Consider the following 25,907-nt stretch of genomic DNA (forward strand, 5'->3'; position numbering starts at 1 on the left):
CTATTCAAATTAAACTAAGCTCCTTTCTTTCATGTATGATCTCTTTTCGTTCTGTAACAACTACACTTTCAACTTCAAATACGCCTTGGTTTCCCATATTGTTCGTTTCGATAATAAGCGAATTCTGACTAGAAAAAAGAGCAATCATGATTTTATAAAACGCTGACGATGAAAGGGCATCACCTAAGAAATCGGACGTTTTTGTTATTTCCCCTTGATAAATTGCATTTAACTGCCTCTCAATGTTTCCATCGATTCCATTCTCTGAACCCCATAAAACATACTCAATTGAAGAGATACCTCGAAGTCTTGTCGAGATTACATTTTGCAACCTTTCGATAGAATTATATGGATTCATCCACGCTTCTACATTCTTAATTAGCCCATAACTACCTTCTAATGTATGAGATTGCTCCAAAATAAAAGTGATTGAAGATTCAGTTATTGTTTGATCCTGTCTTTTTCCATTATTTTTATTGTGAACAATGGCTTTATCGATATCGTCGACTGTAATAACAATGGCCCGATCAATCACGTTACTTTCTAAATAGCTCTGTGCCTGAATGAGTGCATCAACTCCAGACATAGTCCCGTTATTAACCGTACTATTAATCCCCTCAATTCCAAAGACAATCGATACCCAGCCAGAAATATTATTTAGGACTGTATTTGGGAATTTAATTGGGCTTACGGAATTAGCATTTTTCTCATAAGTAGGTTCCAAGAAGTCTTGGATGTTATTCACATAGCTCAAAGAGGTCCCCACAAAGACGCCAATCCGTTCTTTTGGTAGCTCCTTATAGCCCAATACATCTAAATCTTTGAGTGCTAATTCAGTAGATGCGATTGCCATTTTTGTCGATTTGGGTAACGTTCTGAGCCCCTTTCTTTTCACATACTTTTGTAAATCGAAATCCTTTACTAGATTCGTATCTAAACTTCTCTCCTTATCATTTCGAATAACATCTTCGACGATATCTCCCCACGGCGTAATGCAACCGATGCCTTTAATCACTACTTGCTTTGTCACTCTATCACTCCCCTTATCCTTGATATTGCTTAAACAAAACACTTGCATTCGTTCCACCAAACGCATAAGAATTATTTATTACTGTATTAATCTCGAACTCTCGTGCCTCGTTCGGTATGCAATCAATTGGACACTCCTCATCTGGCGTTTCAAAGTTTATTGTAGGTGGAGCAACATTATCTCTGATTGCTAGACAACTAACTGCACTTTCAATTGAGCTTGCAGCCCCCATGGTATGCCCTAACATGGATTTAATAGAACTTGTCGGTGTATCCATACCAAAGATACGGTTAATAGCACTCGATTCCACTCGATCATTGGCACTTGTTCCTGTTCCGTGAGCACTAATATAATCAACCTCTTCTGACCTAACACCCGCAGCGTTAAGAGCATTTGTCGTTGCACGAATAATGCCGTTGGATTCTGGATGAGGAGACGTAATATGGTGTGCATCACAACTCACACCATACCCTCCAATTTCAGCATAAATACATGCACCTCTATTTATTGCGTGCCCCAATTCTTCTAAAATCAGACAAGCCGAGCCTTCAGCCACTTGCATCCCTTTTCTATTCTTATCGAACGGCCGGCACTTGTCTGGTGATATAGCTTTGAGACGATTGAAACCATAATAAGCGACTGTCGAAAACGGGTCTGTTCCTGCGGAAAAAGCAATGTTGGACCGCCCTCTTTTAATTTGGTCATATGCTTGAATTAATGCATAATTTCCAGCAGCACACGCATTTGTAATTAAGGAAGTATACCCCTGTAGGGAAAACTCTCTCGCAGCATAAACCAACATATTCTTTAAATCATTCTGTTCTACATACGCATCTATGCTTTTTCGACCATGATGCAAATCATCATTTGTTTTTTCTACCGTGACTTCACCCATTGTTGTTCCTACAAAGAAGTCCCCTTTTTGATAGTCATCCACATGTAACCCCGAATTCTCTATTGCTTGACGTACACTCGATATGAGTAATTGTGAACCTCTTCCTATTTCTCCATGATTATTTATGAAAACTGAATGACTAGGCTCAAAATCATGAATTTGACCGCCATATTTGGGTTCAAGAAGCTCTAACCCTTCTTTTTGAATTTTTGATATCCCAGACTCACCATTCAAACAAGCTTCCCAAAACTCATTCACTCCTACTCCGATCGAAGAGGTGACACCAATCCCTGTTACGACGACTCTTTTCAATTTATTAACCCCTTCCCGTTCTATAGTTTAGTAATTGTGAATGTTAAATTACCCGACGCAACCAAAATATCTTCTACGTAGACTGACGCATTAACAATCGCAGAATGACCCACTCTTTTCTGAAAAACGACCTCAGTCTTTAATTGATCTCCAGGAAGGACCATATGCTTAAACTTTATATTTGTATGGTAAATAACAGGTGTATCCCCCTCCTCTAATTGAGTTCCCTGCTGTAATAAAACAATGCCGGCCTGAGCGATCGCTTCAGTTAGCAACACACCTGGAAATACCTTCTTATTAGGAAAATGTCCTAAAAAGCAAGGTTCATTTCCGCTAACGTTTTTGACAGCAATAATTTTTTTTTCATCAAGATAAGTTACTTTATCAACCATGATCATTGGATACCGTTGTGGTAAAATCTCAAGTAGTTGGTCCATTTTGATTTCATGAGTTTCATTTAAATCAACACTCATTGTGGAACCCCTCTTAACTTCGTAACCACATTAATAATTTCTGACAAAGAGCCAAAATTAGGTAACTCTTCTTCTGGTATGACCACATTAAATGTTTTTTCAACTGTTGCCATGATTTCTAAAGCCATCATAGAATCTGCTTCAAGCTCATCTACTAAATCCGTCTCCATTTGTACTTCTTCCATCTCTACTTCAAGAACCTCAGCAATAATTTCTTTTACGGAATTTACCTCGTTACTTGTTAACATATTATTTCACTCCTTCTAAGATATTTTGGTTAATAGCCTTCATATCCAATACCATTGGACATTCATTTGAAATGCCTTCATACAATTGATACTCACCTATTTGTTTAAATCCAATAGACTCATATAGCGTTTGAACAGATTCACAACTTTGAACATAAACATAGTCAATTTTATATTGCTGTAAGACCTCATAAAGTTTACCTAATAGCTTATTGACAATAAGACCTTTTACACCAAACTTCTTTGTTTTAGCATTTTCAACGACAATAAATCGCATGACTTCTGCATAGTTCTTCGAGCTATCACTTTTTAAATGATGAACTTTTTCAACCATTAATGCTTCATGTTGTTCTTTATGAATGAATGAAATCGTTCCAACCAACTCATCATTCATATAACAACCAATGTGTATACCCTGCTCATCAAAGTCATCCTTTAATTCTTTGTCTGGATAAAAAGAGGTTGGGGCAGCTCCTTGCTCAACAACAAACACATCATATCTAAGCCTATAAAATTCGGATAGCCTCTCCTTATCATTAATCACAACAGCTTTGATCACTTTTTGTCCTCCTTTGTATTCTTTATTTCTCTCTGTATTTAGAGTATAGATGGATCAATAAAACCGTGTATTTCTAGTTACAGACCATCTACAGCGATTATTCAAGCTCCACCGTCGTAAGCTTAGGGAGTTGTTTAAAAATATAACGCTGGTTATATTCAAAAAAAAGAAGCCCTATAAAAATTAGAGGACTTGGAACACGACTTCTATTTAATTATGGATGAGCTTATTAATTTTCATCGTCACAATATCTATGTACTTCTCTTGCTCTGCTTCCTCAAATAAAGCCAACGCTTTTCTGTAGAATTGAAGAGGGGTTGCCATATCTTGCATATTTATATGAATTAAACATTCTGCCTTTTGGTAATTAAGGTGGCCTAACAAGAAAAAGGTTTTTTCTTGTTTACAGACTAATATTCCTTTATTACAAAATAATAAAGCTTGGTTATAATCATTTAATTTTATTGCTGATCTTGAAGCATTATAAAAGATATTTATAAGTGTGAGTCGGTCTTTTTGATATGGAATCTTTTTGATGTTTTCTAAGATGGTATTATAAAGGTCTAATGATGCTTTCCAATCTTCTAATTCTCCAAGCAAGATTGCTTTACTGGTCACAATGTCTAAATCCTCTAATGAATAATTCTTTTCAGTCGTTTCCGATAACAGTAGAGCTTCATTAATCATTTCTAACGCTTCAGGTTTTTTCCCAAATAGATAATTTATGCATAATGCTTCTCTCCATAGCAAGTACTTCTTTAAATGTCTCTTAGTAATAAACTTAACGTTTTTCTTTTCTAATTTAACAATTTCATATGCTTCTCCGTAATTCTTATTTGTTACTAATTCATTTAATTGATCACATACTTCGTTGATATAGCTGATATTTAATACTTCATTGTCATTAAAAAAATATTCAATCGAAACACCTAATCGTTGGCTAATTGAATATAGAATTTGTGCAGATATATACGTTTCCGCATTCTTTTCAATTTTACTGATACTTGCTTGCGTACAAATTCCCTCCGCCAATTCTTCTTGAGTCATACGGTAGTACTTACGTAAGTCGCGGATTTTTCTCCCCACTTCAAGATCCATTAAATCCCCCCTAATATAACCACAATTATATTTCTTTTGAAAAGGATTACTAATATTTAGAAAACCAATATTCCAAAGCGGAGCTATGCTCTTTAAAGGCTGAATATCCACATGTACATAATTCTGTTAAAAAATTACTATCTAATTAACGAAGTCACTAACATACACTTTAGGAGGAAATAAAATGAAAACATTTTTATCAATCGTAATGACAATTGTAGGTTTAACATTTGGTGTGGATATGATGGAAGAGACTGCCTCTTATACTCGCCTGGTTGACAATCCATTAGACCTAGGAGAAAACCACAAATAAATACAACTCCATGGAGGTATAAGTAAAAATCATTCATTATCTCATACTTTACCATATCTTTTTTCTAAAATGAAGCTTTCTTCCAATTAAATTTCTAACTATTTAATAAATTTCATCAATCCTTCCAGAGTACAGCAACTCCATCTGAGTTGCCTTTTTTTGTTTCAAACATCTTTAGCATGACCAGCTCTCGCAAAATTTCTTTCATCAAGAGCGGGATAAAGCTAAGACCATGAAAAGACCCCCTGACACTTACTAATCAGGTTAACTTCTAATTAAAAACTAGGATTCGTAGCCATCCACTCTGACTTTATATACGTCCAGTCCCATCCTTCTGCCCTCCCTTGTAAGCAATAACGCTCAGACTAAAAAGATATTCACAAATTCGAATGAATATGTATCGTGCTGTCAACGACTCGACGTGTTCGTTGACAGCACCACAAAACGTAGACTGCTAAACGGTTACACTTAAACGAGAGAATGTGTTTCGTACTCAACCACTCGGAAGTGTTCCCTACGATGAACACTTCCTCATTACGAGTTCGATCGGTCCTCTTTTAAATCTGTTTCTCCATAGGACTGAGAATAGGATACTACCTACGAAGTAAATACACGCATACCTAAATGTGAATGACAGTGGTTGGGCTTCAAAGCCGTTAAAGAGGATGACTCGATTAAAGAGTACCAGGAGACCAATGCCAATGACCACATGACTGATATAATGAGTTAAGGCGAATTGACCTGTATAAATGAGTGAGCGAATCAATTTATTTGATGCGCATTTTTCTGCTACGTAAATTGACAACAAGATAATAAGAAGCGCTGATGAGGTGTTCGAGAGTAAGTAGAATACATTTGGTGGATACGCATTTGTTTCAAATAAGAATATTGCCCGATCTATCGTCAAGATCGAGGTTGTAAGCGAGTCTATTAAGACTCTGGAGAGAATTTCAATCAAGGTAAGTGTGATCAAGCTTGCGAACATAATTGTTTTTCTTACTCCACGATCAACCAGATTTAACCTACCTATCAACATCCCAATCAATAAAAAGCAAATCCACGGTAATACAGGATGGTGCCCATTCAAAAATAAATTTCTTAAAAAACCAGTCAACGTCCAAAAATCAAGGTATTCTAGAAATGGATTAGCCGAACTCCAACCATTCGTATACGTAAATGCCACTTGATAAACTTGAGCAATAACCGCAACGATCATGATGAACATCGTTATTATCTTTTTAGATGACAAGATGAATAGTGTCGCGAAAGCCATATACACTCCGTAGTAGTGTAAAATGTCTCCAGTCCACCCTCCAACGTATAAAAGAAACCCCAGTATAAATAAGAGGAGAGACCTTTTCCATAAAGAAACTTGAACGCTTTTGACAACTGCTTTGTCGCGAGTAAACCGGGCTTTTTGGGTCATCAAGGTGATGCCAATTCCGGCTAAGATAACGAAGGTTGCTGCGGCTCTTCCTTCGAATAGGTTTGTGAACCAAACCAATAGAGGATGACCGTTCCCTTTTGCTCCTGTCACGATCATAAAATTAACGAGGATCATCCCAAACATCGCTAACGCTCGGGCAAGATCCAATCCCTCTATTCGGTTTGTGCTTATATTATTGTTCATGCATTTCAATCCCAGAGAGAACGCTATCTACTGCTTCTTGCCATATTTTCTTATAGTCTAAGTTCATGTCCGTTAAAATGAAATTCGTAATGTTATCAAACACTAAAGCGAGCAATTGGGACTTTATTAAGATATTTTCCTCCTGTATCGCCCCAATCTCTACAGCATGGGTGAATAAGGTATTAAACAGGTTTAAGTAATCTTGTTGGATCGTCACAAGGCGCTCCGAATAATACGTGTCTTGCGAGGCAAGTAATAGATACTGATTAAACAAATGATTAAAATGAGGATCATTCACTTGCTGGGCTATGGCGTTTTCACCTATAGAGTATAAGCTTTGTTTTACATTTTTTTTCGTAATTGTCTTTGTATCGATGAACGTAATCGCATGAATTTCTTGAGTCACTTTTTCAAAAAGAGACTTAATCAATTCATCTTTCGACTTAAAATAATAATAAATAGCCGGCTTCGATATGCCAACCTCTGAAGCAATATGGGACAAACTGGTTTGATGAAATCCCTTTTTAGCGAACCTTTCATAAGCCGTTTTAACAATTTGGTTATACGTTTCTTCTTTATTACGCATTTTATAACCCCCTTCATTTACTTACCGGTAAGTAAATTATACACCATTGTCTGATTATTGCAACCAGAGAATAACAGCTTCTTCACTTTGGCAATAAGAACAAATTAAAAAAAGCAGCTGAATGGCTGCTTTTTGATCTTATGTTAGCCAACTTCCCCAGTCGGTTTCCCGTTTCTCATAAAGTACTAAGTTACGACATTTAATGATAGAATTTTAGTTTTTTAAAAAGTGAGTAGCAATTAGTGTGCAATATACATTTTAAATTGACAAAAAAGAATCTACACAAAAATTATAGATTCTTTTTAACTAAAACAACTAAAACCTTAATAGTGACTTGAAAAAGCCTGTAAAAGAGGCTAAAGGTACTGTATCTTATGTAAACTTGTAAAAATATAAAGCCCTTCCCTCCTCTAATAAAAAATGACTGGTAAGAATTAGATGTGATATCGATATTCCTCCAGCCATTTATTAAAGCATGGTTTAGCATAGCCAAATTAATCTCAAAGCTCAACTGACCTTAGCTGCAATCATATCCTTCCGCGCAATCCTCGCGAGTTTCTTGTCCTAGAACGCGGTCTTTAGCAGCAGACTCATATAAAGTAACTATTTCTTGAGTCCCTACAAGTATTGGCACATCAACATCGTTTTTATGAGAAATTAGTTTATTTACATACACTGGCTCATGCCCCGCCTTGAATCGGCTACACTAAATTGGACAACGTTTTTGTGGGGGATTACACTACAAATAAGAACCCATAAGGAGCGAGTGTCATGACCCAATCAAAACGAGAACGTCGAACGTTTACACCCGAATTTAAAAAGCAAATGGTTCAGTTACATCAGAGTGGGAAATCGCGAGCTGCGATTGCTCGAGAGTATGATCTAACCCCGTCCTCTTTAGACAAATGGATCAAACAGGCAACGACATCTGGATCATTTAAGGAAAAAGATAACCGTTCTGAACAAGAGGAAGAACTCCAGCGATTACGTAAAGAATTGGCTCACGCCAAAATGGAAAATGATATTTTAAAGCAAGCCGCGCTGATCATGGGACGAAAGTAAATGTGATTCGGAATAACGCTCACAAATACTCGGTATCAGCAATGTGTGCCGTCCTAAACCTCTCTCGAAGTACGTACTATTATGCGATTAAACATACTCAACGTAAACCCAAAGAGGATGCGCTGACATCACTCGTTCGTCGGCTTTTTTTAGAAAATCGAGGGACTTATGGAACGCGTAAATTGAAAGCATTGCTTCTTCGAGAAGGGTACCATGTCTCGAGACGACGGATTGGCCGAATCATGGCTAGCCAAGGGTTGGTTTCCGTTTATACCGTTGCGAAATACAAACCCAAAAGAACACCGAGTAACGAGGCGGTCATTGCCAACAAGTTAAATCGCTCGTTTGCACAAGAAGAAGAACGACATAGTATCGTAAGTGATCTCACATATACACGCGTAAACAGGCGGTGGCACTATGTGTGTTTACTGCTTGATCTGTATAATCGAGAAGTGATCGGATGGAGTCACGGACCAAATAAAACGAGTGAACTTGTTAAAAAAGCCTTCGCTTCTGTCACTGGAGATTTACGAAAAATCACGCTTTTCCACACCGATCGAGGGAGTGAATTTACAAGCCGAGCCATTGACGAATCGCTTCTGGCGTTTGGGATTGAACGTTCGTTAAGTCTAAAAGGATGTCCCTACGATAATGCGGTAGCTGAATCGATGTTTCATATCGTGAAAGTCGAGTTCCTAAAGCGCTATACGTTCGACACAACCACGGACTTAGAACGTGAACTAGCTGACTATCTTCATTGGTATAACCATTTTCGCATACACGGAACCTTACAGTATCAAAGCCCGATTGAATTCAAACAAACCGCCCACAAAAAAAGTGTCTAGAAAAGTGTTGACGGTTCATTATTGAATTTTTTAATCACATGAATGAATAGCCATATATTTATTATTATTATGATATCTGCTAGAATGGAGTTCGTCGTTTATTAAGAAAGGGGATAAATTAGTGGTATTTGAAATTAGTATGCTTATAGTATTAGTTACTTTTATAGTTAGTGCAATTATCCTAACCAAAAGAGGTAATAGTTTTAAAAATTTCTCTAAAGAAAAGATCGAACTGTTGAATACTGTACGAGAAAAAGAGTATAAAAAGGAAAAACAATTAGATCAAGAACTACGCTTTCTACAAAAAGAATGTACAAGTCAACAATCCACGATTGAAACAAAGTTAAAAGAAATGAAAGAAGAAATAAACGCTTTAGAAGATAAAAAGAGAGGGATTTAGATGTTCTATTTATTTTGGCTTAGTATATTATTTGTTTGTATTATAGCGGTACTAATTCAGAACAAAAATCAGATTAATAGTAAGAAAAATAATATTGATAATGAGGTCAATGAAAGGTTAGAAGAGCTACATAAAAAAATCGAAATTAAAGAAAAAGTTGTTGAACATTTTAAAATAACAGTAAAAAATCAAGAACATCAAATTAACGAAGTTGATAAACTAAAAGAAAAATTAGAACGATTGAATGAAAAAAAATGAAAGTACAATTCAAAAAAGATCCCTATATAATGGGATCTTTTTTGAATTATACTAAGCAGTAATTAAACTAATTGTATTTTCAACTATACCTGAGACTAGAGCGGCAAACCAAGCAATAATTGAAACCAAGCCTTTAGTTAAGGCAGCCCCCGCAGCTAATTTTGCAAGTAAGATAACTGCTGCTATTGTAAGAACAACAACAAAAGCAAACGCAACTCTATTATTTCTAAAGTTAAAATCTACATCAGTTAGCGCAATGCTCTCAAATAATTTTACATCTCCATCCAATATTTTTGTTATCTCAAGACTCATCCAATCCATCGAAACGAAAGGAAAGCTGGAAGACCAACTAAAATCAAAATAAGACACTCGGGCTTCATCAATACCATCAACTGCTCTTACAACTTGATTTAATTCTCGATTAACTACAGTAACATCAGCGCCCATATAACTAGCAATTTCATTGATAAAACGATCTAAAGCGCCCTGGATATTTATTCGCCCTGTCACCACTTCTTTTGAGTTAATTGTCCATACATTATGGCTATTAGTTACTAATCTTCCTCTTAACTCCCCACTGAAATTCGCCACTTTAATAGGATAAGACCCAGTCAAAGCAATCCCTTTATAGTTGGAATTAAATAACAGATCTAATCTTTCATTAACCATAACAGGCAAGAACACTGAAGTTGGTTGATAGATCTTATTTGCATGATCATCGTCTCCACCACCGATGTTAGAATTCATGACTTGTCTAAGAAAATCATCATACTGTCCACTATTATTCAAGTTAGCCGGACAATTTTTCCCACTCCAATGTTGATGAGGTACCACTCTTGAAATAGGAATGTTGTGATTAGCCATAAGTTGGCGAACTAATGCAGCAGCATTCCGTCGCGTTCGAGAGAAATTGCCATCACTGTTTACACATAGTTCGATTCCAATACTATTTCGGTTCCCATTCCCACTTCCATCACCAGCATGGAAGCCTGTTTCATTTAATGGTAAGTGCTGATAAATGATCTGTCCGCTGTCGACTGTATAATGCCAAGATACAGCTGTAGTAGGATTTTTTACATATCGTGAATGCATTAGTGCATTTGCACCTGTACTTCTATTGGCTGTTTCATGAATCGTAATATATTGTGGATTCATTGCGTAACCAGGACGATTGGAATTTGAACGTGGGATGTAGTCTTGTCTAATCGTTAAATCACCAATACTTCCTCCTCCAATTTCACCCGGACCAGAACCGCCGGATCCACCGATACCACCAGAGCCTCCTCCGCTACTTAGGCCGAGATGAGCTTGTGTGGCTGGTCCTGCAATTCCATCTACTTGTAGGCCGTTATTGCTCTGGTATCGTCTTACAGCGTCTGCCGTTGATGGACCATAAACGCCATCCACTCCAGATAGAACATAGTTCGCATTCACGAGAGCTTGTTGTAATCGTCTCACATCATCTCCTTGCATGTACGGGTCTGTAAGTCGTAGCACACGACCTTCACCTGAGCCTCCAGAGCCTCCACCGCTAATTCCGAGATGGGCTTGTGTGGCTGGTCCTGCAATTCCATCTACTTGTAGGCCATTATTGCTCTGGTATCGTCTCACAGCGTCTGCTGTTGATGGACCATAAACGCCATCCACTCCAGATAAAACATAGTTCGCATTTACGAGAGCTTGTTGTAATCGTCTCACGTCTTCTCCTTGCATATACGGGTCTGTAAGTCGTAGTACACGGCCTCCACCGGTACCACCAGAGCCTCCTCCGCTACTTAGGCCGAGATGAGCTTGTGTGGCTGGTCCTGCAATTCCATCTACTTGTAGGCCGTTATTGCTCTGGTATCGTCTTACAGCGTCTGCCGTTGATGGACCATAAACGCCATCCACTCCAGATAGAACATAGTTCGCATTCACGAGAGCTTGTTGTAATCGTCTCACATCATCTCCTTGCATGTACGGGTCTGTAAGTCGTAGCACACGACCTCCACCTGAGCCTCCAGAGCCTCCACCGCTAATTCCGAGATGGGCTTGTGTGGCTGGTCCTGCAATTCCATCTACTTGTAGGCCATTATTGCTCTGGTATCGTCTCACAGCGTCTGCTGTTGATGGACCATAAACGCCATCCACTCCAGATAAAACATAGTTCGCATTTACGAGAGCTTGTTGTAATCGTCTCACGTCTTCTCCTTGCATATACGGGTCTGTAAGTCGTAGTACACGGCCTCCACCGGTACCACCAGAGCCTCCTCCGCTACTTAGGCCGAGATGAGCTTGTGTGGCTGGTCCTGCAATTCCATCTACTTGTAGGCCGTTATTGCTCTGGTATCGTCTTACAGCGTCTGCCGTTGATGGACCATAAACGCCATCCACTCCAGATAGAACATAGTTCGCATTCACGAGAGCTTGTTGTAATCGTCTCACATCATCTCCTTGCATGTACGGGTCTGTAAGTCGTAGCACACGACCTCCACCTGAGCCTCCAGAGCCTCCACCGCTAATTCCGAGATGGGCTTGTGTGGCTGGTCCTGCAATTCCATCTACTTGTAGGCCATTATTGCTCTGGTATCGTCTCACAGCGTCTGCTGTTGATGGACCATAAACGCCATCCACTCCAGATAAAACATAGTTCGCATTTACGAGAGCTTGTTGTAATCGTCTCACGTCTTCTCCTTGCATATACGGGTCTGTAAGTCGTAGTACACGGCCTCCACCGGTACCACCAGAGCCTCCTCCGCTACTTAGGCCGAGATGAGCTTGTGTGGCTGGTCCTGCAATTCCATCTACTTGTAGGCCGTTATTGCTCTGGTATCGTCTTACAGCGTCTGCCGTTGATGGACCATAAACGCCATCCACTCCAGATAGAACATAGTTCGCATTCACGAGAGCTTGTTGTAATCGTCTCACATCATCTCCTTGCATGTACGGGTCTGTAAGTCGTAGCACACGACCTCCACCTGAGCCTCCTGAGCCTCCACCGCTAATTCCGAGATGGGCTTGTGTGGCTGGTCCTGCAATTCCATCTACTTGTAGGCCATTATTGCTCTGGTATCGTCTCACAGCGTCTGCTGTTGATGGACCATAAACGCCATCCACACCAGCTAAGACATAGTTCGCATTTACGAGAGCTTGTTGTAATCGTCTCACGTCTTCTCCTTGCATATACGGGTCCGTAAGTCGTAGTACACGACCGCCGCCGGATCCCCCACTAGCAATTGCTTGCATTAATTCTTCATTTTGTGCTGCTGTACCCTGATAATTGGAAATGCCATGTTGCGCTGCTAAACGCTCACGATTAGAAAATGACGAATCAATTCCGATTCGGTCTAAATATGACACAATACCTTCACCTGGTCTTGGCGCTGGGTTACTCATATAATCACTCCTAAAAACAAAATTTATTACAGTGATTAGTATAGCTTGGATTTAATAGGTATATATCCCATATTTGGTATGTTATTACTGAATAAAAACTCTCTAATAAATGACGTTACATAAATTCTACTCATTTTTAAAGTTCTCTTCATCCCTACTTTGAAGCTTATTTTTCTGTTGTTTATCATTAGAATGATTTGCTCTAACATTAATGTTTACAAGTGCATTTGCCTGTTCTTCTTTACTACTTTTCAATTTATCTAATAACTGTTGTAGTACTTTTGGAACGTACACATTTAATCCACGAAGATTCTCTAATATAGAGACCATTTCATTAATGATATAGGCCCAAATGACGATGGTTCTAAGGATTGGAATTTCAAAACCAAATAAAGGGATACCTTCTTCCGTAAAGACCACATCCAGCCCGTGTGCCAATACAACGACGACAAGGATAAGAACTTTTTTTATGATTCCAGTAAATCCGACTTTGCTTGAAAGATCTTTTAATTTATATGCTTTGTACATACCTGTAAAATAATCAGCCACCATAACTAAAATTAAAAATTGTAACAAAACGTCCCACCCTCCAAATAAATACGTAATCACAGCACCCATTACGGTACCTATAAGCTTAATAATCAAATCAAACATTAGTAGACTCCTTATGAATTCCTTATATATAGAAATTGAGATTAAAAATGAGCCAACTGAAAATACAATTGGCTCATTTAAGTTTGTATATTTAATAGGTCGTTTGACAGTTCATACCTCGAACGAGGCTAAAAACATACAATTAATTTGTTATAAATGATTTCAAACTAATCAAAAGTTTATCTAATACGCGATTTCTTAAATTGAAGAGGTGCTTTTCTCCATAACCCATCTCAATCGATGTTTCTTTAATGGTGCGGTTATCAAAATATCGAAAATAAACAAATTCCGACTCTATCTCTTCTAACTGTTCGATTGCTATATCTACGGAATCAGTGATTAAGCTGTAATGTAAAATCTCTTCATGGATACCCTTTGCATGCTTTACTTGATTTGGGCTCTCAAGTATGGAATTTAGAGACTCCGCATCTTCCTTCACTCTTTCGAAATCCAATATTTTAGACTTATCTGGTAGCATTGCGTATAATTGTTTTTTAAGGTTCAGTTTCCCCGCTTGATAAGTCTTGTATTTTCTTAATATTGATTCAATGACCTTGATTTGTTCCATTCTTGTCTTATCCTTGACACTCATCTCTCAATACCACCTTTAAATTAATTAGTCTAACTGTGCTTTTGCAACCTTAATAACTTCTTTTTCATTTCCCACTATGTAGTCTCTTCCATTAACAAACTTAACTGCGACGCCATTGTAGAGTGGCATATACTGGCCATAATATTTCTCATCTTTGTAAATGTTCGTTCCACCGTCTTTACGCTTTACAAAATAATACATCAAAACCATCTTCCTGATCCTCTAGCTCTACATCTATGCCAGGAACAATCTCACCGTAATGATCAATTAACTTGCCATTTTCAATAAAAGCACTAATTTTCACACTACTCCAATCTACTTCACTTGCAGCGTCAGGTTTAACAAATCCTTTTTTCTTCGCATAAGGTAGAAATGCGTGATCATCTCGTTTAAATATAAGTTTATCGTTGGCCATATGACACCCTTCTTTTAGATTAGATACTACCGCCATTTGTTACTACTTGTATAAAAATGTTACCCCTGGTAATAATATAATTCTTTTTCATCTTAAGAACTATTCGCACCTTTGTCAATACCAACAGTGTATTCCGCCTCCAAAATATTACTACAGGTAACATAAAAGCACGACACCATTAATTACTACTGGTAATATTTTACTCAATCATAGGCACAAAAAAAGGACTAAAATCGGTGTTTCATGAAATTAAAAGAGTTTATACTTAATCGTATATCTTTATAAAAATATATGGTGTACTTAGTAGAGAAATTTAAAGATCTTTATTAGAAAGAGGAAATAGTGAGTTTACATCAAAATATTACTATAAGAAATAAATTAATTTAAATGAAAGTAGGGAACAGGATGAGAGGAGATAGACTTAGAGAGCTTAGAAAAAAAAGCAATTTAACCATTCAACAAGTTGCTTCAAAGCTAGGAGTCACTTATTCTGCAGTTCAAGGATATGAAGTAGATAGAAAGACGCCGTCCATTTCAAACCTGGAACAACTATCGATTCTATTTAATGTTTCTGCAGATTTTCTGCTAGGACTAAGTGATGATCCAATAATTGAAAAGAGTCCGGAGCTATTTGACTATTTAAAACAAGATAATTTGACTTGGAAAAACATTAAACTGAATAAACAACAACTTGATATGATAAATTCTATTCTAGAAGTCGCTATACAAAGACAAAGTGATGACGCCCTTGACAAAACACACAAAATAGAAACGAAAACAAATACGAAAAGTACTCAAAGTGACTAAACCACAGGAGTGCTTTTCGTAACCACTTTGTATTCAAACCCACATTATTTTATCTTTTCTTCTTCTGATTCAAGAACTAACTCACTTACTATATTTTTAATTTCATTACCAGATATAACATCATTTTCTTCCAAACAATCGAGAATATGTTCGAAACTTACCCCCTTATCCTCTGGTAAAAAATGATGCATCTCGTTTATTACTATAAGCTTTTTGTAAATAAGTGTTTTCACTTGATTAGAGTTATTTTGAACGCTTTGACATTTATCTTCCTCATTTCTAGCCATCATAATCACACCTTATTTCTATTTTACAGAACACACGTTCTCCACCTATTGTTATTTTACATTCATAGTACAATATAGAGCAACAAAAATCTTATAAGGTTCTTCTTTAGTTTAGAGATAAAGAAATCATATAGAAACCTCCTTTTTATAACCAAATACTCAAAAAATTATCTATCAAACTTCCCTTTTAACTTGAAATTAGGACTAGCTTTTATGTTAAAACCGCATTTAAGAAGTAAATCCCCCCACTTTTGCGTTAAAAAATTTGACTCATCAGGAGATTCGTTATAATCGAATTCGAGATTTGCTTTCGTGTTTTTTGTCTTTAAACTGTTATTTCAGCATAAAAAAGTCGATTCCTAAACATAAAGGAATCAATTTTTTTAGTATGGTTTATTAAGCAAAAGCACTATGTTTGATTAAGTCCATGCCTTCACATAGTGAGTGCACCTAAAAGTTTGTTGCAAAAGATCATTGTCTGGGGAGCGGTTTGGTTAACGTGATCATTCTGTATGATCTGATGCCTTACTTCGAATCAGTTCATGCATCACCTTCTCCATAAACGTCTCCTCTTCTTTGGTAAAAGCACTAGGAAATAAATACGGATTTGGCTCATCAAAAGAACCATCATTCTGCTGAAGCTGTTTCATCGTTTCATCATCTAAAAGAGGTTCAACGACAGGTTTCATAAGTGCTATCTGAAGGTGAAATGAATGCTATAGGAATAGCCTTTTACGATAAAATGCTGTACTATTTGGAACAGGGTAAGTAATAAAAAGCCTGGGACAAAAGTAGATAGACAGATCAAAACGACGAACATTCCGTAAGAAAAGATGTTCGTCGTTTGTTTTATAAGAAAGTTAGCGGAAGGAGAATCCGAAGACTCCTGGGGGACCAGCACGTGTCTGAAGACTCTGGAGTGGTGGTTTTCCACGGTGGAGGCTGAGGCCGTGCCCCCGGAAAGCGAAGGGTTCTCCTGCAGCAGTGCCACTTAGCATATTTTATATTATTCCTCTTTTCAAGTCCTACTTTTAGTTATGTCCCAGCTTCTTCTTGTGCAGGAGGGTTATCGTGTGGAAATGTCTATTAGTTGTATCTAGTATTCTACTATTAGCAGGTTGTGCTAGTAGCAATGAGGATCGCGTGACTATTGGAGATGAAGCGGAAGCGTTTGATAAGTACGGTGAGAATCATGTAGGTGGGAACGATGTGTTTGTTTATTCAAATGGTGATGGGATCCATGTATTAGAAGAAGAGAATGGGATTGCGACACATATCCTTTTAAACATGGCGAATGATGAGGATATCGAAACATATGAAGACGCGTTTGAATACACTCTACAATTTGTACCTGATGATTTTGAATGGCTGGAAGATGATGATGAAGAAGGATTAATGACGTTTTCAGACGGGGAATTGGTTGTTGGCGTTCAAGTGAGCGAGACGTTCGATTCTGCCGTCGTATTTTATGTGGAAGAATAGATGTTTAAGTACCATTTAAACACCCCCTAACCTATCAGTGTCAGGGGGTGATTACTCTGCCCTATTCTTTTATTCCTTTATCTCTTTCCGGCCATTTGGTGTTCTATTACCCTTTCACTGCTCCCTGGGTCATTCCCTCGACAATTTGTTTTTCCATAAATAAATAGAACAGGATCGTTGGTACAAGAACAATGGTTAAAGCGGCCATCTGCGCTGTATAGTTTGTTGAATGCTGACCAGCAAAGTTGGCAAGGCCAAGCGGCAATGTCCGCAGCATGTCATCATTAATGAGGACGAGCGCAAAACTAAACTCATTCCAGTTGTTAATAAAGTTAATAATGATGGCCGTTGCGAGAACGGGGCGGGTCATCGGTAGAATGATCGACCAAAAAATCTTATATACCCCGGCGCCATCCATAATCGCAGATTCCTCGATCTCTTTTGGAAACGACTTCATAAAGCTTGTTAATAAGAAAATCGTAATCGATAAGTTAAAGGCGATGTATGGCAAGATGAGCGCTAAGCGTGTATCAAGTAAGCCAATATTTTGCATTAAAATAAACATCGGTACAAGCGTCGCATGAATAGGTACAAGCAAACCTAGAATAAAAAACGAATAAAGCAGTTTCTGGCCTTTGAATCGGAACCTCGCTAAAAAGTATGAGGCAAGTGCGCCAAAAAATACGGTTAATACAACAGCCACGCCTCCAACAAAGACACTATTAAAAAAGTAGGTGTTGATATTGGCTGTAAACCAAGCCTCCACGTAATTTGTCCACACCCATTCCGTTGGCAAGCCAAATGGATTTAAGGCAAAATCCTGCCCGGATTTAAATGAATTGAGGATCATCCAAACGATTGGATATGCATTCACAATCGCAAAGACACTCAAGATTAGATAAATCAGTGTTCGTTTCGTCTGTTTCTTCACCCGTGCTGTTTTTTCATTTATTTCTTTCCTCGGCTTCGGTGTTCGCGGAACATTGTCAACCTGCATGATGCAAACCTCCTCTATGTTTGTCTTGTTTCATCAAGCTCTCTTTCTACCGCGCTTTTTTAGAAGCAAATTAGCAAGCACAATGATCGTGATGCTAAAAACAAAAATTAAGACAGAAATCGCACTACCATAGCCGTAACGCAACCCTTGGAACGTTTCTGTATACATATATGTAGCCATCACTTCTGTCGCATTGGCTGGTCCACCGCCAGTCATAACGTAAATCAAGTCAAATGTTTTTAAGCTTCCACTAATGCAGAGAATGACTGCGATGATAATGACACCCCAGATGGAAGGTAACGTTACGTACCGTATTTTCTGCCACTCCGTCGCCCCATCCAGTTCTGCCGCTTCTAGAATCTCGTTTGGCACTGTTTGCAAGGCGGATAGAAAAATGATGAAGTACAGACCGACAAACTGCCAGATGATGACCGCGGCGATTGCGTACATCGCATAATCAGGATTGCCGAGCCAATTTTGCGCAAGCGCACTTAAACCAAGGTTATCCAGTAGGTTGTTTAATAACCCTTGCTCGACGTTGTAAATCATTCTCCACGTCAGCGAGATGACGACGGTTGAAATGACAACTGGAAGAAAGGCAATCGTCCTGAAAAACTTCGCACCCTTGATCTTCCGGTTTAACAATAAAGCGAGCACAAGCGCAATCGGGATTTGACCAAATATCGAAGCCGCCACGACAATTAAATTGTTTCGGACAGATAACCAAAACACGGAATCATTGATAATGGCTTTAAAGTTGGCTAGACCCACATATTCCATCGGTGAAAACCCATTCCAGGACATAAATGAATAGTAAAACGAGATAAAGATCGGAATAATGCTGAAGATACAATACACAAGCAAGGCTGGAATCACGCCTAGCGCGATTTTCCAACGGCTTTTTAATAGATGCATCTGCATCACGTCCTTTCGTCACTTCTTGTTGGAAGCGTTTTCTATTTACATTGTAAAGGGACTCTTTTTATGTAAGAATCCCAAAAGTTACGATTATATCTGTTTTTTTCTTGTTTCATGGCTCGCATTTAAACGCCGATAATGGGTTGGTGTTAATCCGACTTGTTTCTTAAACACTTGCACGAAATATTTGTATTCTTTGTAGCCAACATATTCAGCAATTTCAAACACTTTATTGGACGTGTTGAGCAACAACTCTGATGACTTTTGGATGCGCAAACCATTTAAATACTCTGAAAAACTCTGACCTGTTTCTTGCTTAAAAAGCATGCTGAAATAATTTGGTGTAATGAAATGGAGCTCTGCCACTTCAGCCGCCCGCAAGTCCTGCTGGTAATGTTTGTTAATATAGCGTTTAATATTCTCAATCACCCAATGGTTGTGTTCGTTTTCTTTCAGCTCACCAAGAAAACCAACCATGTCCCGAAGGAAGATCTGTTCAATCGCCGTAGACGTGTTGAGTAAACGGAGATCCACTTCTCCTTGCAACCGAAGTTCAATATCGTCGAATGCTTTATTTGGCAACCGTTCTTGCAACTTTCGTTTGAGCACTAACTCTAGCTCCCGGCACACATGCACGATATGGCTTAGCGATTGGCCCTTCGCCGCTAACTCTGACACCGTTTGCGCGATACACGTTTCCACTCTGCTCTCGTCATGCTTCAGCACGGCTTCCAATAAAGCTACTTCTGCTTCTGCTGGATACAACGTTACCTTGTCGCTTTGTACACCTTCAAAAGAAATGCCCTCTCCGTGGCCCCGCTGATGATCGAGCAGCCGTAGCGCTTGCTGGTAATGAGAAAAACAAGTGGAAAACGAGCCACCAATCGAGGAAGCTACCGTTTGAAGCGGGTATGGGGTTTGCTTCATGACTTCTGTCCATACGTCGTGAATCCGCCAATTGGAGAGAACTTCAGGGTCCTCGCTGTAACAAAGCGTCAACAACTCATTTTCATGGCCAAACAGGGAAACTTGCTGAATCCCGCACGTTTCCAATGTCGTACCCACAACGCTTTTTACCATTTCATTCATTTGTTCAAACGTATCAAGTGGCAACGTCTCTTGGAGCTGGGAATAGCCAGACACTTCACTAATGAGCAGACGATAGGCCCCAAACAACGTATCTTGTTTGGCTTTGATCGTTTCTGAAACAGGTGTATGAAAGAGCGCATGGAGAAGCAATTGGGCAATCCAATCATGAACCTGACTGCGTTTCTTCTCTTTTTGCATCACAATTTTTTTGGTCACGATTCGAACAAGCCCCATTAATTCGTCCACATCCACTGGTTTAAGCAAATAGTCTTCGATCCCTAAACGCAGTGCCTGCCTCGCATAGTCGAAATTATCAAACCCACTAATGATGATCATTTTCGTATCGGGGTATTCTTGCACCATGTATTCTGCCAAAGCGAGCCCATCCATTTCTGGCATGGAGATATCCGTCAGAATCAAATCAATGGATTGTTGTTCCAGTTTTTGCAAGGCTTGCTTGCCATTAAAAGCGGTGTCTACGACTTCTACCCCTAGACTCTCCCATGGAATCGTTTGAACGAGCCCTTGGCAAATGACCGGTTCATCATCCACGATCAGCATCCGTATGTTCATGAGCCGCATCCTCCTTTTCAAGCAATTGTCTCCGCTCTGCTTCGCTTTCTACGTATGGAATGCGCACACGAATGTGGGCGCCTTTATCCGATGCGATCGCCATTAGTCCGCCATTTTCACCAAACGTCTTCACTAAGCGTTCATGCGTGTTTCGTAAAGCAAACCCATCGCCATCTCGGTTTTCTTCATTTAATGATTCGTTAAATACGTCCACGTCAACATGAAACCCTTTGCCGTTATCAAACACATCAATCAGAACAAATGCACCTTCCCGATACGCGCGAATGGTAATGGCATTCGCTTGATTTAATTCACGAAAACCGTGCCGAAGACTGTTTTCTACTAACGGTTGCAAGATCAGCTTTAAAATAAGGGCTTGTTCAATACTCGCTTCCATGCGGAGGGAAAACGTCAGCTGGCCGCCGAGCCGTCGCTTTTGCAACTCCAAATAGCTCTGGACATAATTCATTTCATCTTTGAGGGAAATCAACAGTTTGCCCTGGCTTAAGCTAATCCGGAACAATCCTGACAAATGCTCAATGCTTTTTCCCGTCTCAAATGCCTGCTCCAACCTTGCCGTCCAGCGGATCATATCCAATGTGTTGTACAAGAAGTGAGGATTAATCTGACTTTGCAACGCTTTTAACTCTGATTCTTTATTCTGAATTTCGAGTTTATACTTCGTCTCGATTAAATGCTGGATGCGAGCGACTGCTTTATTAAAGCGCGAACCTAACTGGCCAATTTCATCCTGTGAACGCACTTTTACTTGCGCAGTGAAATCGCCTTCTTCAAGGCGCTTTGTTTCCCGCGTCAGTTCTGTGATTGGTTTAATGATCGTCAACATAAACCCTGCAATCGCTACAAGACCGATCATACCTGCCACACTCATAATGATTTGCATCGTTTTACGAATGCCTATAAATTCGTCAAGAATATACTCTTCGCTTATGGTTGAAACGAGGGAGAGATCCGTGCCAGCTACTTTTCGAGTAACTCCATAATATGTTTCCCCGCGATCCTCATATTGGAAAAGGGCTTCCTCTGATTGCATGTTAAAAATAACATCCTCATTTGGATACAGATCACCAACAAGGTCTGGATTGCGATGAGAAAGAACAAGGCCCTCCTCTTGAAGCAAGATCATTTCATAGTTCGGATCCAAGTAGCTGTTTGTCATATGAGCAAACAATTCGCGCTCATCTAAGCGGATTTTCACTTGCCCAATCGGTTCGGAAATATCGTAAAGGTTGTTGATCACCCGAAACAGCGAAAGAATGGTGTAATTTCCCGTTGTCCAACCTCTTCGCGTTAAAATATACGGGTCCGTCCATACAACCTTGCCAAGTTCTTCGCGAGCTGTATCCTCCCAAAACGATTCATCACCGCCCATTCGCTCCCCAAGATGTAATTGAGCTCCATTGATTCCTTCAATCTGCGCAGAATTAAAATAGGTTTTATTGTTTAAATGAAACGTAAAAAAGCCGCGAATATGATCTTGAAGCCGTTGCATCTCTTCCGGCTCACTCTCCTCCCCGTCCACGGGAAGCGTCATGTATTGCCGAAACTCTTCGCTATAAATGATATAACTAGATAACTCTTCTACTTCTTCCATCACGTCAAGCAAATTTGATTCAATCTGCCGCAAGTTCTGTTCCGTTCGTTCAATCACTTGTTTTTCTAAGATAGCATTTGATTGATAGTAAACGAGTAAACTAATCGTTAAAGCTGGGATTAAAATAAGCGACAATAAGATCAATACCGATTTCCAGCGCAAACTCCAATGACGAAATGATCCCCATTTATTCATAGTAAGCGACAGTCCCTTTTCATTGAGTCGTTGGAAAAGAGCAGCGCCATTCAAGAAAGAATGCCCTGCTCTTTGTCATTTACTATAGCATCATTGCGCGTTTACCGTGTTTTGAATATTTTGCGCGGCTTCTTCTGGAGTCGAGCGACCAATGGTGATCGCTTGCAACTCATTTTGCAACACATTGTTGACCGCTTGTGGCAAGACCGCGTCATACACGGGGGCTGGCGGCGCTTCTTGTGATAGCTGCAACATGTCTAAAAACAAAGGATCAAGATCCGCCTCTTCAGGCATATCAACCTCAGCAGCCACTACACGACCTACACCAATTAAGTCCTGATAAAATTCTTCATTAAACATCCATTTCAAGAACGTCTCTCCTGCTTCTCTCTTTTCATCAGATAAATCCGCATTCAACGACCAGGCATTTCCATATACAGTTGAAATCGTACCAGAGTCACCTAAAGGAATCGGCGCAATGCCAACATTCATCTCATCCGTCTTATTCGTCAAAATGCTAATCGCGCCCCAGTTTCCATCAATGACCATCGCCGAACGTTCTTGCAAGAAATACTCAATCATCTGGTTATCATCGATCGTATTTAAATCTTCGTTAAATGCATCAATCTCCACTAACTCTTCAATCACTTCTAGCGCCTCAACAAACTCTGGGTCCGTGAACGAACGCTCTCCTTCAAGTACTTGCGGAATAAAATCATTTCCTGTAAAACGATCGGCAATCGTTGAAATGTATACCGATTGCAGTACCCAAGAAGCTGAATTTCCTAAAGCAATAGGCGTCGTGTCCTCATCACGTAAATCGCCAATCAGTTGTTTAAATTCATCGTACGTTTGTGGGAACTCATCGTACCCTAATTCATTTAACATATCGATATTATAAAAAACGAAGCTTGTTGGGTTTTGAACAGAAGGGATGGCATACGCTTCCCCATCAAACGTAAAATCAGCAAGCGCGTCTTCATTCAATAACCCATTGTCCGTCCAGTTGTCCAAAATATTAGTAAGTGAACCGACCGCTTCTCCATCTACAAGCGGCTGAAGCTCGGCTCCAGGCCACACTTGAAAGATGTCTGGCAGCTGTCCACCTGCAGCTTGCGTATTTAACCGTGTCCGGTAATCCGCATGAGGCGTCGTTTCGATGTTTAATTGAATATCATCATGTTCTTCATTAAATTGTTCGACCCGATCCACTGTTAATTTAAAGTCATCCCGGTCCGGATTCGCCGACGCCCAAAAGCTCAGCTCCACAACCTCATTACTACCTGATCCACTTGCATCTTCTGTATCCCCACCACAAGCCGCAAGCATCGTCAACATACACACGGCCGTACCTGTATAGACGTAATTCCGTCTCTCCCTGCCATTCAAGCTAATTCCCCCTTTTTTGAAATCGCTTTCAAAAATTATTATGACATATTCCTTTATTTAAAAAAGTCTAAAATATTAACATTACATCTATTAATTTATTGAATATGGGCCGTCGTTTGTATGACAGGAAAAAGCATGGGCGTGAATGACAAGTTGTTTATGAACATACGATATCGCTCACAAACATGCCAGCATCCACTTGATGATAAAAAAGCGCCAAAATGATGGTTATCATTTGGCGCTAAAGACACTACTTCTCTTTCTCGAAGGTGATCAATCCAATATTGAGGTGTTTTAAACAAAAAAGAGCAAACGATGGCCCGCTTACATATAAGCCCTAAGTTATCCCTTTCCAACACGGATTGGTTCTTATTCACGACTCCACTCTCCCATTAAAAAAGTTCGTTTTCATAAAAAAACAAAAAAGTTGCTGTTTTTCCACGGTTCTAGAAAAGCAGCAAGCTTGTTGTCTTATGAGTGGTAATAGTTTAGCACTTCTTTCCAGTCTGCTGGTTTCCCGTTCGCACGAAGCTCAGTTGCAACCTCTGCAAGCACCAGGCAAACGACCGATAAGAGAATTTAAAATTTGAATCATTCTTCCTATCATCCTTTTCAGATAATGTAAACGCATTCATTGTTTTGGCGACACTTATAGGAGCTATGGGTAAACATAGCTTATACTCGTTTTCCCATTTTATGTACGTATTTTTAAAGAAAAGAATTAATAAAACCACTCTACTTAAAGAGTGGTTTTATTAAGTAATGCATTACCCTTAGAAACGAAGATCAATAAGGAATACCATTATAATGCTCAAAAATCGAAACACTATACATGAAATTTGTTCCCACATTAATCGACTAATATATACATAATTCTCTTAATATAGGAGATCCTTATAGAAGTGCGAAATGAAAGGTGGCACAGAAAATGAAATTACTTAGGAGGATTGCGATGGGAATTATGAGTGGTAACCCACAAGACGAACCAATGCATTATGGAGAGGTTTTTAGCACTTGGAATTATTTAATGGTTTGTAACAAAAACATTGCTGATACTCAAATGTTACTAAATCATGTTGGTGATAATGATCTTAAGAAACTATTGCTTGAATCCATTGATGCTGCAAAATCAGAGGCTAAACAAATTTCAGAGTTGCTTAAAACGAATGGTGTGGCTTTACCACCAGCGGCACCCGAACCACCATCAGTGGATTTAAATGCTATTCCAGTCGGAGCTCGTTTCCCCGATCCTGATGTCGCAGCCACTGCTGCTGGAGCAACAGCGACTGGACTTGTCACATGTAGTCAAATCATGGCACAGTCCATTCGCGAAGACATTGCTATGATGTTTGGTCAATTTCACATGGCAAAAGCTACACTCGGCGCAAAATTTCTAAAACTAACAAAAGAAAAAGGATGGTTAATACCTCCCCCGTTACATCACTCCGAGACGGAAAAATAACATAGTAGTTGCTATTCGATTTCTACTACTAAACAAAGCCCACCGTCGCCTCTATCAGGCGACTTTTTTTGTCATAGGACAAGTTCCTTTTTGAAAAGTTCATGAGTTAATCGCGTTATTAAATAAAATTGAAGATAAGAATAAAGAAGTCACCATTCAACATTTAATTTACTTACAAGAGAATGGAATCATCGTAATGGAGGAAAAAGAACTCCTGTGTACAATTCCTAATAACGATACACGTGTACACCTTAGTTGAAGCACAAGCATTATAAAAGCCACCCACAGGGATAGGGGCGGCTGGAGTCGTGATGTGTGCTATCCTGGAGGGGAGAACACACATTACTT

Annotated in this window: 27 protein-coding genes; 7 read left to right on the forward strand and 20 right to left on the reverse strand. The window is 39.2% G+C overall.

Features of this window, described 5'->3' with window-relative positions; all coding sequences use genetic code 11:
• Positions 1–4 precede the first annotated feature (4 nt).
• The 6 genes from BK584_RS11680 to BK584_RS11705 form a co-directional block, all read right to left on the reverse strand.
• Positions 5–1,030 (reverse strand): beta-ketoacyl synthase N-terminal-like domain-containing protein, encoded by a 1,026-nt coding sequence (locus BK584_RS11680; protein ID WP_169871215.1) that lies wholly within the window; start codon positions 1,028–1,030, stop codon positions 5–7.
• Positions 1,031–1,043: 13 nt separating this feature from the next.
• Complete coding sequence (locus tag BK584_RS11685; RefSeq protein ID WP_078392775.1) at positions 1,044–2,237, reverse strand: beta-ketoacyl-[acyl-carrier-protein] synthase family protein; 1,194 nt, start codon at positions 2,235–2,237, stop codon at positions 1,044–1,046.
• A 20-nt stretch (positions 2,238–2,257) separates the two neighbouring features.
• The gene (fabZ, locus tag BK584_RS11690) at positions 2,258–2,710 is read right to left on the reverse strand and encodes a 3-hydroxyacyl-ACP dehydratase FabZ (RefSeq protein WP_078392776.1); all 453 of its coding nucleotides are present in this window, start codon (positions 2,708–2,710) and stop codon (positions 2,258–2,260) included.
• The gene (locus BK584_RS11695; protein WP_078392777.1) at positions 2,707–2,958 is read right to left on the reverse strand and encodes an acyl carrier protein; all 252 of its coding nucleotides are present in this window, start codon (positions 2,956–2,958) and stop codon (positions 2,707–2,709) included. The genes fabZ and BK584_RS11695 overlap by 4 nt, the downstream gene beginning before the upstream one ends.
• Before the next feature lies 1 nt (position 2,959).
• Entirely contained in the window at positions 2,960–3,517 is a 558-nt protein-coding gene (locus BK584_RS11700) for an N-acyl amino acid synthase FeeM domain-containing protein (RefSeq protein WP_169871217.1), read from the reverse strand.
• A gap of 210 nt (positions 3,518–3,727) precedes the next feature.
• A complete protein-coding gene (locus tag BK584_RS11705; RefSeq protein ID WP_078392779.1) occupies positions 3,728–4,615 on the reverse strand; it encodes a helix-turn-helix domain-containing protein in 888 nt (295 codons plus the stop codon).
• Positions 4,616–4,799: 184 nt separating this feature from the next.
• On the opposite strand from BK584_RS11705, the gene BK584_RS25370 reads away from it, so the two are divergent.
• Positions 4,800–4,928: a hypothetical protein gene (locus tag BK584_RS25370; RefSeq protein WP_281255751.1), complete on the forward strand. Its 129-nt coding sequence runs from the start codon at positions 4,800–4,802 to the stop codon at positions 4,926–4,928.
• Positions 4,929–5,442: 514 nt separating this feature from the next.
• Here the strand turns inward: BK584_RS25370 and BK584_RS11710 are convergent.
• A complete protein-coding gene (locus tag BK584_RS11710; RefSeq protein WP_078392780.1) occupies positions 5,443–6,558 on the reverse strand; it encodes a DUF418 domain-containing protein in 1,116 nt (371 codons plus the stop codon).
• Complete coding sequence (locus tag BK584_RS11715) at positions 6,548–7,144, reverse strand: TetR/AcrR family transcriptional regulator (protein ID WP_078392781.1); 597 nt, start codon at positions 7,142–7,144, stop codon at positions 6,548–6,550. Before BK584_RS11715 ends, BK584_RS11710 begins: the two co-directional genes overlap by 11 nt.
• A 771-nt stretch (positions 7,145–7,915) precedes the next feature.
• On the opposite strand from BK584_RS11715, the gene BK584_RS11720 reads away from it, so the two are divergent.
• From BK584_RS11720 to BK584_RS11730, 3 genes are all read left to right on the forward strand, one after another.
• Positions 7,916–9,051, forward strand: a protein-coding gene (locus BK584_RS11720; protein WP_139365657.1) for an IS3 family transposase whose coding sequence is annotated in 2 segments (ribosomal slippage) — positions 7,916–8,171 and positions 8,171–9,051 — 1,137 coding nt in all. Because the reading frame shifts where the segments join, the coding sequence is not laid out codon by codon here.
• Positions 9,052–9,172: 121 nt separating this feature from the next.
• Positions 9,173–9,451: a hypothetical protein gene (locus tag BK584_RS11725; RefSeq protein ID WP_078392782.1), complete on the forward strand. Its 279-nt coding sequence runs from the start codon at positions 9,173–9,175 to the stop codon at positions 9,449–9,451.
• On the forward strand, positions 9,452–9,709 hold the full coding sequence (locus tag BK584_RS11730; protein WP_078392783.1) for a hypothetical protein: 258 nt from the start codon (positions 9,452–9,454) through the stop codon (positions 9,707–9,709).
• 51 nt (positions 9,710–9,760) lie between these two features.
• Here the strand turns inward: BK584_RS11730 and BK584_RS24160 are convergent, their stop codons facing one another.
• From BK584_RS24160 to BK584_RS11790, 5 genes are all read right to left on the reverse strand, one after another.
• Positions 9,761–13,084: a peptidoglycan recognition protein family protein gene (locus tag BK584_RS24160; RefSeq protein WP_139365658.1), complete on the reverse strand. Its 3,324-nt coding sequence runs from the start codon at positions 13,082–13,084 to the stop codon at positions 9,761–9,763.
• A 126-nt stretch (positions 13,085–13,210) separates the two neighbouring features.
• Positions 13,211–13,738, reverse strand: a complete 528-nt coding sequence (locus tag BK584_RS11780; RefSeq protein WP_078392784.1) for a phage holin family protein — start codon at positions 13,736–13,738, stop codon at positions 13,211–13,213.
• A 142-nt stretch (positions 13,739–13,880) separates the two neighbouring features.
• Positions 13,881–14,330: a hypothetical protein gene (locus BK584_RS11785; RefSeq protein WP_078392785.1), complete on the reverse strand. Its 450-nt coding sequence runs from the start codon at positions 14,328–14,330 to the stop codon at positions 13,881–13,883.
• A gap of 24 nt (positions 14,331–14,354) precedes the next feature.
• Positions 14,355–14,531: a hypothetical protein gene (locus tag BK584_RS24610; RefSeq protein ID WP_169871219.1), complete on the reverse strand. Its 177-nt coding sequence runs from the start codon at positions 14,529–14,531 to the stop codon at positions 14,355–14,357.
• Positions 14,509–14,745, reverse strand: a complete 237-nt coding sequence (locus tag BK584_RS11790; protein WP_078392786.1) for a hypothetical protein — start codon at positions 14,743–14,745, stop codon at positions 14,509–14,511. The genes BK584_RS24610 and BK584_RS11790 overlap by 23 nt, the downstream gene beginning before the upstream one ends.
• A gap of 405 nt (positions 14,746–15,150) precedes the next feature.
• Here BK584_RS11790 and BK584_RS11795 point away from each other — a divergent pair, with 405 nt between their 5' ends.
• Positions 15,151–15,552: a helix-turn-helix domain-containing protein gene (locus BK584_RS11795; protein WP_169871221.1), complete on the forward strand. Its 402-nt coding sequence runs from the start codon at positions 15,151–15,153 to the stop codon at positions 15,550–15,552.
• Between the two features lie 44 nt (positions 15,553–15,596).
• Here the strand turns inward: BK584_RS11795 and BK584_RS11800 are convergent, their stop codons facing one another.
• Complete coding sequence (locus tag BK584_RS11800) at positions 15,597–15,839, reverse strand: hypothetical protein (protein WP_078392788.1); 243 nt, start codon at positions 15,837–15,839, stop codon at positions 15,597–15,599.
• 503 nt (positions 15,840–16,342) lie between these two features.
• A complete protein-coding gene (locus BK584_RS11805) occupies positions 16,343–16,528 on the reverse strand; it encodes a hypothetical protein (protein WP_078392789.1) in 186 nt (61 codons plus the stop codon).
• Between the two features lie 382 nt (positions 16,529–16,910).
• Between BK584_RS11805 and BK584_RS11810 the strand changes: the two genes are divergently transcribed.
• Positions 16,911–17,321 carry a hypothetical protein gene (locus BK584_RS11810; RefSeq protein WP_078392790.1) on the forward strand — a complete coding sequence of 137 codons (411 nt, stop codon included), beginning with the start codon at positions 16,911–16,913 and terminating at the stop codon, positions 17,319–17,321.
• 106 nt (positions 17,322–17,427) lie between these two features.
• Here the strand turns inward: BK584_RS11810 and BK584_RS11815 are convergent, their stop codons facing one another.
• From BK584_RS11815 to BK584_RS11835, 5 genes are all read right to left on the reverse strand, one after another.
• On the reverse strand, positions 17,428–18,318 hold the full coding sequence (locus BK584_RS11815) for a carbohydrate ABC transporter permease (protein ID WP_078392791.1): 891 nt from the start codon (positions 18,316–18,318) through the stop codon (positions 17,428–17,430).
• Between the two features lie 33 nt (positions 18,319–18,351).
• Complete coding sequence (locus tag BK584_RS11820; RefSeq protein ID WP_180320504.1) at positions 18,352–19,233, reverse strand: carbohydrate ABC transporter permease; 882 nt, start codon at positions 19,231–19,233, stop codon at positions 18,352–18,354.
• Positions 19,234–19,326: 93 nt separating this feature from the next.
• Positions 19,327–20,898 (reverse strand): response regulator transcription factor, encoded by a 1,572-nt coding sequence (locus BK584_RS11825; RefSeq protein WP_169871223.1) that lies wholly within the window; start codon positions 20,896–20,898, stop codon positions 19,327–19,329.
• Positions 20,870–22,762, reverse strand: a complete 1,893-nt coding sequence (locus BK584_RS11830; RefSeq protein WP_139365659.1) for a cache domain-containing sensor histidine kinase — start codon at positions 22,760–22,762, stop codon at positions 20,870–20,872. Before BK584_RS11830 ends, BK584_RS11825 begins: the two co-directional genes overlap by 29 nt.
• A 36-nt stretch (positions 22,763–22,798) precedes the next feature.
• On the reverse strand, positions 22,799–24,097 hold the full coding sequence (locus BK584_RS11835; protein ID WP_245808843.1) for an extracellular solute-binding protein: 1,299 nt from the start codon (positions 24,095–24,097) through the stop codon (positions 22,799–22,801).
• Between the two features lie 952 nt (positions 24,098–25,049).
• On the opposite strand from BK584_RS11835, the gene BK584_RS11840 reads away from it, so the two are divergent.
• Positions 25,050–25,559 carry a DUF3231 family protein gene (locus BK584_RS11840; protein ID WP_078392794.1) on the forward strand — a complete coding sequence of 170 codons (510 nt, stop codon included), beginning with the start codon at positions 25,050–25,052 and terminating at the stop codon, positions 25,557–25,559.
• Positions 25,560–25,907: the final 348 nt, after the last annotated feature.

The sequence above is a fragment of the Shouchella patagoniensis genome (genome assembly GCF_002019705.1).
Taxonomy (GTDB): Bacteria; Bacillota; Bacilli; order Bacillales; family Bacillaceae_D; genus Shouchella; species Shouchella patagoniensis.